15 protein-coding genes, 1 other RNA gene and 1 riboswitch are annotated in these 15,110 nt (G+C 30.8%); of the genes, 9 read left to right on the top strand and 7 right to left on the bottom strand.

Translation table 11 applies throughout. The annotated features are described in order from the left end of the window. Positions 1-56: 56 nt before the first annotated feature. Positions 57-746, bottom strand: coding sequence for a hypothetical protein (locus PG914_RS06770; RefSeq protein WP_488823058.1), 690 nt, complete (start codon positions 744-746; stop codon positions 57-59). A gap of 122 nt (positions 747-868) precedes the next feature. Beyond that, the gene (locus tag PG914_RS06765) at positions 869-1,237 is read right to left on the bottom strand and encodes a hypothetical protein (protein WP_488823056.1); all 369 of its coding nucleotides are present in this window, start codon (positions 1,235-1,237) and stop codon (positions 869-871) included. Between the two features lie 111 nt (positions 1,238-1,348). Between PG914_RS06765 and PG914_RS06760 the strand changes: the two genes are divergently transcribed. Beyond that, positions 1,349-2,059, top strand: a complete 711-nt coding sequence (locus tag PG914_RS06760; protein WP_488823054.1) for an acyl-ACP thioesterase domain-containing protein — start codon at positions 1,349-1,351, stop codon at positions 2,057-2,059. Between the two features lie 72 nt (positions 2,060-2,131). Beyond that, positions 2,132-3,109 carry a GMP reductase gene (locus PG914_RS06755; RefSeq protein WP_488823052.1) on the top strand — a complete coding sequence of 326 codons (978 nt, stop codon included), beginning with the start codon at positions 2,132-2,134 and terminating at the stop codon, positions 3,107-3,109. Between the two features lie 30 nt (positions 3,110-3,139). Here PG914_RS06755 and PG914_RS06750 read toward each other — a convergent pair whose 3' ends face one another. Both PG914_RS06750 and PG914_RS06745 read right to left on the bottom strand, forming a co-directional pair. Continuing rightward, positions 3,140-4,924 (bottom strand): hypothetical protein, encoded by a 1,785-nt coding sequence (locus tag PG914_RS06750; RefSeq protein WP_488823050.1) that lies wholly within the window; start codon positions 4,922-4,924, stop codon positions 3,140-3,142. A 106-nt stretch (positions 4,925-5,030) separates the two neighbouring features. Further along, complete coding sequence (locus tag PG914_RS06745) at positions 5,031-5,612, bottom strand: hypothetical protein (protein ID WP_488823048.1); 582 nt, start codon at positions 5,610-5,612, stop codon at positions 5,031-5,033. Between the two features lie 44 nt (positions 5,613-5,656). Continuing rightward, positions 5,657-5,733: riboswitch (cyclic di-GMP riboswitch) on the bottom strand. A gap of 328 nt (positions 5,734-6,061) precedes the next feature. Between PG914_RS06745 and PG914_RS06740 the strand changes: the two genes are divergently transcribed. Both PG914_RS06740 and PG914_RS06735 read left to right on the top strand, forming a co-directional pair. Beyond that, positions 6,062-7,426 carry a diguanylate cyclase domain-containing protein gene (locus tag PG914_RS06740; protein WP_488823046.1) on the top strand — a complete coding sequence of 455 codons (1,365 nt, stop codon included), beginning with the start codon at positions 6,062-6,064 and terminating at the stop codon, positions 7,424-7,426. Between the two features lie 52 nt (positions 7,427-7,478). Further along, positions 7,479-9,212 carry a bifunctional metallophosphatase/5'-nucleotidase gene (locus PG914_RS06735; protein WP_488823044.1) on the top strand — a complete coding sequence of 578 codons (1,734 nt, stop codon included), beginning with the start codon at positions 7,479-7,481 and terminating at the stop codon, positions 9,210-9,212. Positions 9,213-9,244: 32 nt separating this feature from the next. Here PG914_RS06735 and PG914_RS06730 read toward each other — a convergent pair whose 3' ends face one another. After that, a complete protein-coding gene (locus tag PG914_RS06730) occupies positions 9,245-10,063 on the bottom strand; it encodes a hypothetical protein (RefSeq protein WP_488823042.1) in 819 nt (272 codons plus the stop codon). Between the two features lie 6 nt (positions 10,064-10,069). Beyond that, positions 10,070-10,651: a LemA family protein gene (locus tag PG914_RS06725; RefSeq protein WP_488823040.1), complete on the bottom strand. Its 582-nt coding sequence runs from the start codon at positions 10,649-10,651 to the stop codon at positions 10,070-10,072. A gap of 189 nt (positions 10,652-10,840) precedes the next feature. On the opposite strand from PG914_RS06725, the gene PG914_RS06720 reads away from it, so the two are divergent. Next, positions 10,841-11,968, top strand: coding sequence for a M20 metallopeptidase family protein (locus PG914_RS06720; protein ID WP_488823038.1), 1,128 nt, complete (start codon positions 10,841-10,843; stop codon positions 11,966-11,968). A gap of 67 nt (positions 11,969-12,035) precedes the next feature. Here PG914_RS06720 and PG914_RS06715 read toward each other — a convergent pair whose 3' ends face one another. Continuing rightward, the gene (locus PG914_RS06715; RefSeq protein WP_488823036.1) at positions 12,036-12,506 is read right to left on the bottom strand and encodes a hypothetical protein; all 471 of its coding nucleotides are present in this window, start codon (positions 12,504-12,506) and stop codon (positions 12,036-12,038) included. Positions 12,507-12,640: 134 nt separating this feature from the next. Here PG914_RS06715 and PG914_RS06710 point away from each other — a divergent pair, with 134 nt between their 5' ends. The 4 genes from PG914_RS06710 to PG914_RS06695 form a co-directional block, all read left to right on the top strand. Continuing rightward, positions 12,641-13,060 (top strand): hypothetical protein, encoded by a 420-nt coding sequence (locus tag PG914_RS06710; RefSeq protein WP_488823034.1) that lies wholly within the window; start codon positions 12,641-12,643, stop codon positions 13,058-13,060. Positions 13,061-13,138: 78 nt separating this feature from the next. Further along, positions 13,139-13,912: a hypothetical protein gene (locus PG914_RS06705; RefSeq protein ID WP_488823033.1), complete on the top strand. Its 774-nt coding sequence runs from the start codon at positions 13,139-13,141 to the stop codon at positions 13,910-13,912. Between the two features lie 70 nt (positions 13,913-13,982). Continuing rightward, positions 13,983-14,330, top strand: a transfer-messenger RNA (tmRNA) gene (gene ssrA, locus PG914_RS06700). 481 nt (positions 14,331-14,811) lie between these two features. Continuing rightward, positions 14,812-15,110: transposase (locus PG914_RS06695; RefSeq protein ID WP_488823031.1), on the top strand; the 299-nt coding region annotated here is incomplete at its 3' end.

Here is a 15,110-nt window from a genome sequence, read left to right as displayed (position 1 = left end):
AGAGGTTAATACCTCCATCTATTTTAAAGGGCCGTTTTTATTTAGTTTATTTTAAATTAAGCTTCGCTTTTTTGAAGAGCTTTAACTAAATCTAGTACTAAGAAGACCAGCGCTACAACAACAACTAGGAATAATAGAAGTGTGGTTAGTGCGAATGCATTCAATAATACCGCTAAAAATGTTAATGCTAAACTAATTGAAGTTGCAGAAGCATAAATCAGTCCAACGACTTTGCTTCCAAGAAGTAACGCGATTACAACTGGAATTAATGCAAATAAAGTTGCACTCCAACCTGATGCTAGATAAACAGCTGCAGCAAATAATAGAATAGGTAATAAATCACGATAATCTAACTTAGCTGTTTGATGATTGCCTTCTACAAATTCAGCCACAACGACACCTAATGTATATAACATAACAAGCAATCCAATAATCATAGTAAATGTTATGGAATCAAATTGTGCACCGAATAATGGAACTAATACAGCTCTTAATGCATCTGCATAAAGTAAGAATGCAAGTAAGTGTGATAAGAGAACCTTACTCTTATACTGTGCCCAGAAAATTGCAAATGCCACTGCTAGAGTAGAAAGATAAACGCCAATCTCTGCTAGCCCAAATGTCAATGAACCACCATTTAGAATTACTTGTAAGAATGACAGTTGCCAAATAGCAACAATGATCATTACAACTAATCCTCCAATACTATGCGCAAATTTTCTTAGCGCTGATAAAAAACTTTTCAAAGTGTAAACCTCCCCTTTTGTTTAATTTGAAAGCTTTTGCCTTATACTTATATTATAAAACTTTTAACCTCAAAGTAAATAAAAGCGCACTTTTTAATAAAAAAACTGATCCTATGGACCAGTTATTTTTTCTTTTTATCTTTTGATTTATCTTTTGGAAAGAAGAATCCCCATGGAATCACATTGGCAATGAAGTAAGCACCAAAGTAGTAGTACCAAGCAACAAGTGTAGGATTTTCAGTTAAATTAACATCAGGAATGTCTGAACTTGGAACTAAATGAATGTTTTGTCCATCATAAGAGATATATACATACACAGTAGCAGCACCTAATTCAACTTCATAATATTCAGTAGCAGCTACTGTAGGTTGATTAATACTATAGTATGAGAAAGGATTTAATTGAATGAATTTAAAGTCCATTAAAAATAAGAATATAATTAGTAAAGATAATACAAATCGATTTAATATAAGTTTTAGTAAAAAATTCATAGTAAACTCCTTCTATATACTATATTTATAGTATCATAAATTTATTTAAGAATTATAACTTTTATTGTTAAAAGGATATAAAAACAATATAATGATTGAGAAGGTGATAATATGCTAAAAGAAAAAAGAGTTATTCAAACATCGGAAATTGGTTATAATTACCAAATTAGGCCGGTAGATTTAATTAATTTAATACAAGATGTTGAAGGACAACATATTGATAAAATCGTAAATAAAGAATTTGCCAGTAGCGAAGCAGAATACGCAATTGTATTAAATTTTAGATATCTTGAAATTAAAAAGTGGCCAGTCTATAAAGATGTGCTTGAGGTTGTTACATTTCCATATGAAACAACACCATTTTATGGATATAGAAACACAATCATTTACGATGAATCTCATACAGCAATCATTGAATCATATTGTTTAGGTACATTTATTAGAAGAGATAATTCAAAACCGTATCGAATGAGTAAGGAATCTTTAGCATCTATTGGTCGTTATCCAAAATATGATATGGTTGATGTAGGTAGAAAGATTAATTTAGAACGTGAGTTCGAATTAATAAGTGAAACTCTCATCCAAGTTCAACCTTCACATATTGATTATTTCCAACATTTAAATAATGCCTTTTATGTTGAATTTGCATCAAATCAATTACCTCTTGATTTTAAATTTTCTAAACTTTTTGTTGAACATAGATTTCCTTATCAAATGTATGACACTATAAAGTTAGTGACAAAAAAATCAACGGATTCTTATGTTGTAATCTTTTACAATGATCAAGACAAAATTCATGCAGTTTTTGAGTTTAAAATTTAGACGACAAAATCTTTGTAAAAGCTCATAACATATGTTATGATGTGTTTGTGTTAGAAAAAAGGAGTGGAGTGTATGCAAGTATTTGATTACGAAGATATTCAATTGATTCCTTCTAAGTGTATTGTAAAATCTAGAAGTGAATGTGATACTTCGATTGAGTTTGGTAAGTTTAGATTTAAACTTCCAGTTGTTCCGGCTAATATGGCAACCATCATCGACGAGACTTTAGCAAAATGGTTAGCTAAGAATGGTTATTTCTATATCATGCATAGATTTGAGGAAGAAAAAAGAATTCCTTTCATGCAAGATATGATCAAAGAAGGATTATACACATCTATTTCTGTGGGTATTAAACCTAAAGAATATGATTTTGTTTTAGAACTAAAGCGACTTAATTTAGTTCCAGACTATATTACAATTGACGTGGCACATGGTCATAGTGATACAGTTATTGAAATGATTCATTTTATTAAAGAACATTTACCAGAAAGTTTCTTAATTGTTGGTAATGTTGCAACTCCAGAAGCAGTTCGTGAGTTAGAAAATGCTGGTGCTGATGCAACAAAAGTTGGTGTTGGTCCAGGTAAAGTTTGTATCACTAAGTTAAAGACTGGATTTGGTACAGGTGGTTGGCAACTTGCTGCTTTAGCGCGTTGTTCAAAAGTTGCAAGAAAACCATTGATTGCTGATGGTGGGATTAGAACACATGGTGATATCGCTAAATCAATTAGATTTGGTGCATCAATGATTATGATGGGATATCTTTTTGCTGGTCACGAAGAATCTCCTGGTAAAACAGTAGATATCAATGGACAATTAATGAAAGAATACTTTGGTTCAGCATCTGAACATCAAAAAGGTGAAAGAACCAATGTTGAAGGTAAAAAGATTTTAATTCCTTATAAAGGTAAAATTGAAGCAACATTAAAAGAAATGAAAGAAGATTTACAATCATCTATTTCATATGCTGGTGGTAAAGATATTGAAGCAATTAGAAAAGTTGATTATGTAGTCGTTAAAAACTCAATTATTAATGGGGATTGGATATAAGAAAAGAGCTGATATAATCAGCTCTTTTTGTTACTGTGTATGTAGTTTCCAATAACTAGATCCTAACGGACTATCTGGAGCAACACCAGAAGTACTAGCAATCGCATCATACGCTATATTATTGTAGATAACAACTGCACCAACATTATATGAATTAAAGTGTTTATACGCATAAGTTCCAACTTCGTTCCATGCATTTGCAGAAGTTCCTGGTTCATTAGCATTTGCGTTGGTTTCATTGAGTACAATATAAACTCTTGAATTATGAACGACATAGTCATTTAAGGCATATTTATTGTACCATTGATATTCATTTGTGTTGATTCTATTCCAAGCGTTATAAGCCTCACCTGGTGCATATAAATTAGCTCTTGTTACATCTGATACACGGAAAAGTTTACCTTCATATTCGACAAAATCACCTGATGAATAGGTATTGGTTTCAATATATTCATATGTACCTACTTGATTCCATGAATTTTTTACTAAGCCTGGTGCATTTGAATTAGCCAGTGTGGCATTTACGACTTGATAGTATTTATTATCATAAATTACATAATCACCATTAACATATGTACGATATGGATCATAGTGATCTGAACCAACAACTTGCCATGAGTTTGGTGCTGTACCAGGTACATTCGCATTAGCGTTACTTACATTAACAACCTTATAATAAATATCGTTATATTTAACAATGGAGTTTGCATCATATACATTCGTTGGTGAATAATCATTCGTATCAATTAAATTCCAAGAATTATATTCAACACCTGGTTCATATTGATTCGCTCTTGCGGCATTCACAACTTTATAATATTTACCATTATATGTTACAAATTGACCAAGAGAATAAGTAATTGAAGAATTATAAGGAAGAATATTTACTAATTCCCATGCACTTGTATTTGGTGCGCTTGAATTATTATGTTTTGAACGATAAACATTGCCGTTATATTTAACATAAACATTTGCATCATACTGAGAACCTGCAACATAATTTGGGAAGTAATCATTTTTTTGTTCCCAATTAATACGTCCTGCTGGTGATGCTGAAAAATAATATTGATTTTTAGTTTCGTATATGTATCCAAAGTAGTTTACAAGGGTATTTAATGGATAAGATTTCCCATTAACAAATTCTTGAATGAGTGCATTTTTTGTAGACCATCCAACTAAAGTAGAAGGATTATTCGCATTAGCTTGAGTGGCGTTTGTAACATAGTAAAGACTACCATTGTAATCCACTGTATCACCGAGTATATATTTAATCGTAGGGTCATACGGTCTTACACCTAATTTATATCTTTCCCAACCTTCAAGTGTGTTTGGATTAGCAGCATTATTTGCAGATCCTTTTTCAGCAACTCGATAAATTAAATCATTATACATAACGTGGTGATTATTTTCGTATATCCAATTCGTGTTGTATTCTAATATTGCAAAATTGAAAATCGTCCAACCTAAACTAATATCTGGAGTTCTAGCATTTGCAATTCCTGAATTCAAGACTTGATAGAAGTTACCTTGATAGGCAACAACTTCACCGACTTCATATGTGTTTGTAGAAAGATAAAACATCGTAATATCTTTAAACGGACCATATGGTTCACCAGGTGGAAATTTACCACCATAACCTTGATGACTAATTCTATATATAACACCTTGATACCATACCAAATCTCCATTTGCATATGTACCATTTGGATCATATTCAGGTATACCTGATGGTGCTACATCAATTAAATAATTCCAAGAAGGAATTGATATATTATTATGTGTAGCATTAGAAGGATTTCCGATTACTAAATTCATCCAATAAGCAAAGGAAATCGACGTCGTTAAAAAACATGATAATAAAACCATAAACATGATTAAATACTTCAATTTTTTATAACGTGAAAAATCCATTGAATACTCCTTAAACAGTAGGTTTTATAACTTCAAATTTGACATCAAATACGATTGTTTCACCAACAATTTGATCATACTCACCGATGGATTCCGGATTATCTAAAGTAACTAAAATATAAACTTTAACTTTATCTCCATCAATTTCAATTGACCCGTTAGTATTATCTAGACTTGATTCTCCACTTAAGTTGGATGGTTCGACACCACCAACTTGAAAAGTGATATTAAGTAGTCCTTCTAACACTTCATTTTCTGGCGTTATATTTTCAATTGAGACGATTAAATCATAAATGGTTCCTTCGAAATCGGGTTCATCATTATGAGTCCATTCTACTTCATAAACAAGTAAAACAAATTCGACAGCACCGGGCTCTGAACTTGAAGCTCTACCTAGTGGGACTAGTCTATATGTTTCATTTCCAAGATATGAAAAATCAACAGAAGTAATTGAAGTTTTACCAGTACCTATTGTAATTGTATTGTTTGTTTCAGAAGAAAAAAGACTCCTGTATGACCAGAAGGCAAATGTAGTTCCCCCGATAAAGATGAGTAACATGATGAATATAGTTAACTGGATTTTAACTTTCATGTCATTTTCCCCTAAAAAAAGACAGCAGTTTTAACTTCGTTGGAAGTTGCAACTGGCTGTCTCGTTTAAAGACCCTATAGCTTTGCGTCCTTAGGTTGCCCTAAGTTTGCCGATTGATGTTTTTTACTAACGTTATTGTATCACAATATTTATAAAGTTGTGCAAATAACATACTTAAACCTCTAATTCAGAATAAAAATAAGAACTTGTTCTTTTTTTATTGTATTATAGATTTATTTTGAAAAATATTTGCTATAATTTTAGTAATACTGCAAATCATGTAGGGGAGATATATGATTTATACAGCCATAATTTTAGCGTGCTTTTTAATTGCTCTGACAACATCGCTATTGCTTTCTCACTCTTATCATAAAGTGGGTAAAAAGTATCGTGGGATTAGAGGATGGATCATCGGGATTATAATCCATACTTTTGGATTAGTTATTTCTATGTTTTCCAATTCTGTTGTTAAGGATTTTACCGTACCACTTTCAGGTGTACTGATTATGGTTGGTATTTTATGCTTAGTTAGTGGTATAGATCGCTTTTTTGACCGATTTGTAAGTTATTTTGAAATGTATATTTTGATCTTTTTATCGACCTTGTTAATCATTTACTTTAATTCATTTAATTATCAATTAACCTATCAAATTATTTCGTTAAATATTACGGTTTCATATATTACGTTTAGAGGTTCATTTATTTTATTTAAATTAAAAGAAGGCCCGAGTAAGAACAATACAATTATAACTGCATCATTTATGGCAGTTGTTGGTTTAATTGCTGTTGTAAGAATTGTAAATGCTTTTTTTATTGATGTTGAAGTTGCAAACTATCATTTAGTTAATTCAATTGACTACACAATTATTCTTGTGTATTACATACTATTTACTTTACTTGCTATGATCTTTAATTTACTTGTAAGTGATAAAGCATGGCAAGGTATTAACTCAGAACAAACTAAATTTAAGACAATTTTCACCAAGAGTCCGCATGCGATGTTAATGATTTCATATGAAACAGATTTAATTCTTGATGTAAATGAAGCATTTATTAAACAATTAGAATATCAACGTGAAGATTTAGTTGGAAAACATTATAGTCAAGCCAAAGCATTTAGCTTAATCAAGGATCGTCAAGATACAAAGGATTATCAGTTAAATAAGAGAGAAATTCTTAATAAAGAATTACCAATCTTAAAAGAAAGTGGAGAACTTATGCACTCATTACTTTCTATTTCGATTGTGGATGAACTTGAAGAAAAATTATTAATTGTATCATTAACTGATATTACAGAAATATATGATTTAAAAGAAAAACTGGATCGATATGCATATTATGATTCATTGACTGAATTACCAAATCGACGATTATTTTTAAGACAATTTAACTCAAAATTAGAAAATAATGAAAGTTTTGCTATCGTGGCAGTAGATTTAGATGATTTCAAAAAGATAAACGATTATTATGGACACGATGTGGGAGATGAAGTCTTAAAACAAATTGGTGAAAGATTATCAAACTTAGTATCTGGTACAAATTTTGCAGCAAGATACGGTGGAGATGAATTTGTTTTATTGCTTGAATACCATGGTTATCAAGAAGAGTTAACAGCTGAAATTCAAAGAGTCGCACAAGCGTTAAAGAATGAATTTATAGTTGGAGATCATACATTAAAAATTACTGCATCAATTGGTACTGCAATTTATCCAATACATGGTGATAAATTGAAAGATTTAATGTCAAAAGCAGATATTGCAATGTACCAAGTAAAACACTTTACCAAGGATGATTTAAAGATTTTTGAAGAATAGAGAGTAATATCTCTATTTTTTTTAGTATAATATACTAAGAAAGTTGGTAATTATGAAAAGACTATTTCTTATATTAACCATTGTTTTATCATTGTTTATTTTAATTTCATGTCAAGAAATTGAAAAAAATACAGTTATATTTGAACACGATGAAGAGATTGTTCATTATATTGGTTCAACTAGACCAAATTATTTGAATATAGTAAAAGCAACATTTGAACCTGAAGGTAAAAATTTATCAGGGCTATTGATGTTTGATGATACAGATGTAAACTACACAACAGCAGGATCGTATGATGTTTTATTTTATTTAACATATCAATCTGTTCGTTATGAATCTACCGCAGTAGTGAAAGTCATGAGTAAAACTGTTGATCCTGAGGCAACGATTGATTTTAATTTTTACTACATTAACGATTTACATGGTGCCGTTTTAGAAGATAATGACTCAATTGGTTTATCAAAGATAGGTAATTTAATTTTAGATGAAAAAACGAACAATCCAGATACAACCCTTTTCCTTGCGGGTGGTGACATTCTACAAGGTCAAATCTTTTCAAATTGGTATACTGGTGCATCTGTGATTGATATTTTAAATAGACTAAACTTAGATGCGTATGTTATTGGTAACCATGAATTTGATTGGGGTATTGAACAAGTAACCCAGTACTTTAATGGTCAAAATGAACTACAAGCTAATTTCCCATTCCTTGGTGCAAACATTTATCGTAAAGATACGAATGCTAGAATTGAAGATCTAGAACCTTATACGATTATTGAAAAATCTGGTGTAAAAATTGCAGTTATTGGAACAATTGGTTTAGGTTTAGAGAGTTCAATCACATATGGTAGAGTTCAAGATTATGAGTTTGTTGACCCAGTTCAATTAACTGGTTATTGGGCAGAATATGCAAGAGTGAATGATGGTGCTGATATTGTTGTAGCAATCAATCACCAAGATGCCAGTTACTATAATTCACAAGTTGCTCAATTTACAGGATTAAAACAAGTAGATGCAATTTTTAATGGTCATACACACTATGCTTATGTTAGAACTGAAACCACTTCTCATGGGAAAGTAAATATTATTCAATCAGGTGCAAATGGTACGAATGTTGGTAAAGTTACTTTAACTTATGACCCTAATGATGGTGTTATTGAAACAAATGCAATCAATTTAAATCGCAACAATGAAGCAAGATTAAAAACTGAGAATCCATTGATTAAATCAATAGTAGAAAGTTATACAGATGAGATTTCAAACTTATATGAACCAATTATCAAATCAGGATTTGACTATTCACAAAATGATTTAACTTACTATATTGCTGAACTTATGCAAAGATATACGAATGCGGACTTTGGTGTTCATAATTTTGGAGGAACTCGTACTTCAATCGATAAGAATGAGGATATCAGTTATGCTAAGCTATTCCAAATTTCACCATTTGATAATACGGTAGCAACTGTCCGTGTTAAAGGTAGTGTGATTAATCAATTAAGTGGTGTTGCAGTGTATAAGAAAGCGGGACTAGGTTCGATTAATAATGAAACTTACTATACAGTTGCAACAAATGATTATGTATTAGGAAATAATTATAGTCTAAGAATTGGTGATAATGTTATTTACACCGGAAAAGCAGTGCTTGATTTAATGGATGAAGTCATTCGAAATCAAAAAGAAAATGGAGCAAATGTTTGGTCAACCAGCTTACCAATTATTTTTGATAGTATGTTAAGCTTTAAGGTTGCATTTGTTCAAACTAAAAAAGAAACATTTCTTTAAATAAAAAAGGAAGTCAGACGACTTCCTTTTTACTATTTTCTAAACCAATATCCCCCAGAAGTACCGCCGCCACCACTATTTTTAGCAAAACCCATCATTGATAGAATTAATGGAATAACAAAGCGGCCAAAAGCACCTAAAAAAACTAGTGCAATTATTATCCAAATGATTGTTTCAGTTGGACTAAGTGTGAATGCCCAAATTTGATCTTCACTTGGAAGTTTACTATTAAGTGAGTATTTTTCATGAATAAAATCATTGATTCCATAATAAGTTTCTTCGATATAACTATATGACCAGTCATAGATTTTATCTGCTGTTTCTGCAATAAGTTCAAAATATAAATTTACTATTTTTTCATCAATATCTTCAAGTGTTGGGTCATTAAAATAAGCATCAATTAAAAGATCTGCTTCAAAAGCGGATAAGTAAGTACTCATTCTAGTGCCAATTTCAAAGACCATTTCTTGATATACCTTTTCGCCATCAATATCTTTAAAAAATAAAAAGATCATAATACCTAAATCATTCCCACCAACACCATAATTATTGAATATTTTAGATGTATCAATTGAACCTACTTCACCTAAGTGTGTAGCTACAACAATCTGAATGCCTCGTAATTCATCATTTTCAATTCCATCATAAGTCATTGTATCTTCATAATAATATTGACCATTTGAAAAAATGTACCACTTCGTCGACTGAAGAAGTGCACCTGCAGCATCGTTAATATAAAACTCAGAGGTTGGTTGGTCTAAAGATGTATATGGTTTTGCACAAGCTGTTAATAGTAAAAGTATACAAAATGAAAGGCATATCAAAATACGTCTAGTGAGTAATGATTTCATGATCAATTATGCATAAGGAAGCGTTAATACAAATTCTGAAGGTAGTGAATATGCATTTTTCAATTCATATCCAAAAGAAACCATATTATTTGGAAACTTTCTTAAAAATGAATTATAAAGAAAGACTGTTTCATTATATTGATTAATAGCAAATGAAACTGCATTAGTAGAAGCATTATACTCAGCTAAAAAAGCTGAAGTAATACCAACGGTAGTCCAATTACCCGGATTATCTTCCATATAAGATACCAATGTAATGAACATCGATTCTAATGCAGTAAAATCTTCTTCTAGTTGATCTGGTGGTATTTGATTTTCAATTGCTTCTGCAAAAGCTTCACGCGCTTGAGTTATTAAACCCAATTGAGTCAAAATTTGATTATCAGCAGTTTGAATTGTTGCTTGATAAGCTAATACTTTACTATATCTATTATCAATCGCAACATAAATCTGAGTTTTTCTAAAGTACATTAACTCATCATATTCACTCGCTTGATTATTTGTACTTATCCATGTTCCTAAAAACATCACAATTAAAAGTACAAGTAATCCACTCACAGAATAAAAAACAATTTTTGTTTTGTTCAACTTGTTATCCCCCTTATTGAACTAAGTGAAACTCTTTGATTAAATTATATAGCAAAACTTTGAAATTTAAATTAAAGTGCATAAAATTAAATGTGCTCATAAACTAGAATTGACAGAATTGAAATAAGTGTTAGAATTGAACCAAGGATTTAATTTATAAATAGATTTTTTTACGAAGGAAGTGCCTACATGTTAGAAAAATTAACAAAATACAGACGAGAATTGCATCAAATTCCTGAACTTGAATTTGATTTGTTTGAAACTTTTAAATATGTTAATGAAAAACTTGAGTCTTTTGGTTATGAACCTAAAGTATATGCTAAAACTGGCTTGGTTGCAGTTAAAAAAGGAAAACTAAATAAAGCAATTGCATTTCGCTCTGATATGGACGGCTTACCAGTAACAGAAGCAACGAATGTTGATTTTCAATCTAAAACAGAAGGTAAAATGCATGCATGTGGTCATGATGGCCATATGTCAATTCTATTAGGCTTAGCAGAATTTTTATCTACTCAACCAGAGCCGGCACAAGATATCGTGATGTTATTTCAACCAGCTGAAGAAGGGCCAGGTGGAGCTGATGTGATGATCAAAGAAGGTGCATTAAAAGATTTTAATGTAGAAAAGATTTTTGGTCTTCATGTATTTCCTGGTTTACCAGAGGGTAAAGTAGGTATTAAATCTGGACCATTACTTGCAAGAAATGCTGAATTTAAATTTGAAATTCAAGGTACATCAGCACATGGTGCGATGCCTCATGAAGGAAAAGATGCGATTTTAGCTACTGCATCACTTATTACAGAAATCAATCACATTATTTCAAGATATGTTGATTCATTAGAACCAGCCGTTATTACAATTGGTACAATACATGGTGGTGAAGCAGGAAATATAATTGCGAATAAAGTCATTATTACTGGAACAATTCGTGGCTTTAGTGATGAAACAGTTGAATTGATTAAACAAAAGATGCATGATGTTTCAAGAAGTATTGAAGTAGCATATGGTGTGACTATTAAAGATGTAATAGTTGATTATTATCCAGCTGTCTATAATGCACCAGAACTTTATGAGATTGTAAAAGCGTCTTTAACTAAAGATCAAATTGTTGAAACTAAACCATATATGTTTTCAGAGGATTTTGCATATTATCAAAAAGAAGTACCAGGTTTCTTTGCTTTAATTGGGACTAGAAATGAAAAAAAAGGATTTGTGAATCCTCTTCATTCTAATTATTTTAATTTTGATGAAATTATTCTGGTTAATGGACTTGAATACTATAAAAACATTTTAAATGAGTTAGGAATGTGGAAATAAAAAAGGCTTCACTGAAAGAGTAAGATGCTAGTAGTCACAAAAAACTACTAGCATCTTTTTAATTTTATTATTCGATAATGAATGCTGTCATTACTGAAGTAAGTGCTGTAAGAAGTGAGAACACTGCTGCAAAAATTATACCTAATCCATAATTGGTGATGTAAGTGTTAATTAAAACATTATCAATCCAAAGTTCACCAACGAATGCATCAAATAATGCTGGAGCTGTAAAGAATAATCCACCACTAACAACGAATAACCCAACAGAAATGAATTGAAATAATTTACTTTTTTCGGATTTTCTAGTGAAAAAGTGCAATAAACCTGCGATAATAGGTAATAAGAAAGATAAGAGTAAAACTAAATTCATTGACAATTTTAAAGAAGCAGAATTAGAACCGAATGCTACGAAGAAACCAAGAATATCATGATCACCACTTACATTACGGATTGAAATTGCTGGAAGAAACATTAAAATTAGAATTAACACACCAGCACCAAGTGAAATGTGTGGCATATATTTTTTGAACATTTCCATGATTGTGAATTCACCTCATTTGTATACATTATACATCATATCTTTATTAATTGTAACATTTTTAACATAATTTATCAACGAATTATATTAGAAAATGCGTATGTATAGCCATTTAGTAAGCTTAGGGTAAAACCATGAAGATTAAATTTAAACAAAACCAAATAAATATCGGTAACGAAGCATTAAAAGCAATCCAATCCTTAAATGACAATTCATTAATTGATTGGTTGTTTGAATGTGTTGATTCTTTATCAATAAAGAAACATCAGGATTTGATTGATACTTATCGTAAAAATATTTATGATTATTTAGAAAATGCTTCTAAAAGTGAGTATTTTAAATATAAAACCAATGAAAAAGTAAATAAATTAGACAAATTAGTTTTTAGTGCGTTAGAATCAATTAAAAAGAGTTTAAATAATCGAAGTTATGCATTCTCTGTTCTTGATAACTTAAGTGAATATGTTTATCAAACAACAAAATCATTGGATGAAATGGTGGCTATTAGACTTAAACATTACCAGTTATTGTTAAAAAAAGTAAGCAATGTTTAAACATTGATAAAACGTTTGTGATAAAATTTATTTCGTAACTTATGGGACCCAATGAGGCCTAAAAAGGAGCTTAAATACATGAAACGAAACGAAACTTTTGAATTAGTGCTGACATCTCTTTTTGTCGCACTTATCTTTTTAATGGGGTTTGTACCTCAAATTGGATTTATAACCTTAGTACCTGGTAATCCGATTACAATTATCCATATTCCAGTGCTACTTGCTGCTGTTTTATTTAGACGTAAGTATGCGTTTATTCCTGCACTAGCCTTTGGAGTTGTCAGTTTACTACAAGCACTTATGAATCAGGTTGGATTTAATGTTGCATTTATTAATCCAATGGTATCAATTTTACCAAGAGTATTATTTGCGGTAGCTGTACATTTTCTATATCAGCTTTTAAAGAAAGTTGTTGATAAACCTGTAGGGTATACGCTTACTTTAGTTGGAATTGGAATTGTAACAATTGGTGGTATCATCCTAGGTGTAAATGAGATTTTCAAACAACTTGACCAAATTTGGATTAATATCATTGCTTTAGGAATTATCTTGCTTTTTGCTGGAACATACTTTTATTTATATAAAAAACATAACTATAAAAGTTTGCTTGTACCTTCATTATTCATATTAGGTACATTAATTCATACGATTTTTGTTGTAGTTTTTGCATCAATATTTTCATATGATGTCTTAGTTACGGTCTTTGGAAGTACAGATATTGCTGCGATCTTAGTTTATCTAGTTGGCTTCAATGGTATGATGGAAGCAGTTGTTGCAGCACTTATTGGTACACCAATCTTCCTAGTATTAATATCTGTACCAGTTGTTCAAAACAGATTATTGAAAGATTAATAAAAGAAATGACCATTTGGTCATTTTTTATTTGTAAAAAAAGATTAAATGATATATAATAATCTCGCTTGGGGCCGTTTATGGATTCGCCGAGGTCAAGAAGTGATCATATGCATGTAGAGGTTACGCTCTTAAAAACGTGAGGATTAATATCCGGAAATCAAACTTTAAATTACTCTTTCGCATAATAAGTCGAAATTGAGTGGCAACCTTAAGTATACCTGTGACTTAAGCTAGCCTCAGATAGCAGGTTAGTCCCTTGGATATGTCTAGGTTCAATGGATGAAATAATACTCGACTCGTGCTTGCTAATTTTGTCAATTTGCTAGGCGGCATTAAACTATTAGATTGACTAAACATGTAGATTATGATTATAGACTGGTCTCGTACATGGGTTCAAATCCCATCGGTTCCACCATATAAGCACAACAGTGTTGATACAATAGTATCGACGTAATAGAATATGAAAATAGGGAGATTATCCCTTTTTTCTTTCCAAAACACGAGTCTATAAATCACATAAATCAAGTGGTTTGTAGACTTTTTTATTTTTATACTCAATAAAAACACGAAAGGTTAATAAAAACACAAAAGGTCTATAAAAACACGAAAGACTAATATTATGCAATACTCATCAGAAATGAACTCATGTGGGAACCTAATACATTAAATTATTTATTGAAATATGAAAAAAATAATAATCAAAAAAAGTTATATATACATAGTATATATACATAAAAAACTGATAGTGGGGTTTTATGCAACCCATTTATATTTTGATTTGCCTATAAAGTAATGATGTGGTAGAATATAATGCTCTGCTATGAAAAAGTGGGACACATAGGTATCACCTAAAAGAACATATTGTATAATATAAAAATATAAGGAGCAGAAAGCCTATGAATGAGTATAGTGTTGACTTCAAACTAAAGATTGTTAAGATGATATTAAACGATCACATCAGTAAAAAATCCATTATGAGGGAATATAACGTCGCTACCAAAACACAAAGACAGTGGGTAGAGAAGTATCAAACAGAAGGGATCAGTGGTTTAATAACCAAAAGAAAAATAAGAGATAAAATACCAACGAATCAAGAAGAAGCATCAATTGAGTCTTTAAAGCATGAAATACTCATGCTTAAAGTAGAAATAGAACGTTTAAAAAAAGGTTATAACTCGGAGGATGTCAAATACTT

This window comes from Acholeplasma sp. ORD1043 (assembly GCF_057808485.1).
The sequence above is the reverse complement of the archived record's forward strand: the minus strand, read 5'-3'. Positions and strand labels throughout refer to the sequence as shown.

Bases quoted from the DNA above. Each gene is read 5' to 3' on its own strand.
- PG914_RS06720 (WP_488823038.1), top strand. From the start codon at position 10,841: ATGTTAGAAAAATTAACAAAATACAGACGAGAATTGCATCAAATTCCT.
- PG914_RS06735 (WP_488823044.1), top strand. From the start codon at position 7,479: ATGAAAAGACTATTTCTTATATTAACCATTGTTTTATCATTGTTTATT.
- PG914_RS06705 (WP_488823033.1), top strand. From the start codon at position 13,139: ATGAAACGAAACGAAACTTTTGAATTAGTGCTGACATCTCTTTTTGTC.
- PG914_RS06740 (WP_488823046.1), top strand. From the start codon at position 6,062: ATGTTTTCCAATTCTGTTGTTAAGGATTTTACCGTACCACTTTCAGGT.
- PG914_RS06765 (WP_488823056.1), bottom strand. From the start codon at position 1,237: ATGAATTTTTTACTAAAACTTATATTAAATCGATTTGTATTATCTTTA.
- PG914_RS06715 (WP_488823036.1), bottom strand. From the start codon at position 12,506: ATGGAAATGTTCAAAAAATATATGCCACACATTTCACTTGGTGCTGGT.
- PG914_RS06750 (WP_488823050.1), bottom strand. From the start codon at position 4,924: ATGAATTTAGTAATCGGAAATCCTTCTAATGCTACACATAATAATATA.
- PG914_RS06760 (WP_488823054.1), top strand. From the start codon at position 1,349: ATGCTAAAAGAAAAAAGAGTTATTCAAACATCGGAAATTGGTTATAAT.
- PG914_RS06730 (WP_488823042.1), bottom strand. From the start codon at position 10,063: ATGAAATCATTACTCACTAGACGTATTTTGATATGCCTTTCATTTTGT.
- PG914_RS06755 (WP_488823052.1), top strand. From the start codon at position 2,132: ATGCAAGTATTTGATTACGAAGATATTCAATTGATTCCTTCTAAGTGT.
- PG914_RS06745 (WP_488823048.1), bottom strand. From the start codon at position 5,612: ATGAAAGTTAAAATCCAGTTAACTATATTCATCATGTTACTCATCTTT.
- PG914_RS06710 (WP_488823034.1), top strand. From the start codon at position 12,641: ATGAAGATTAAATTTAAACAAAACCAAATAAATATCGGTAACGAAGCA.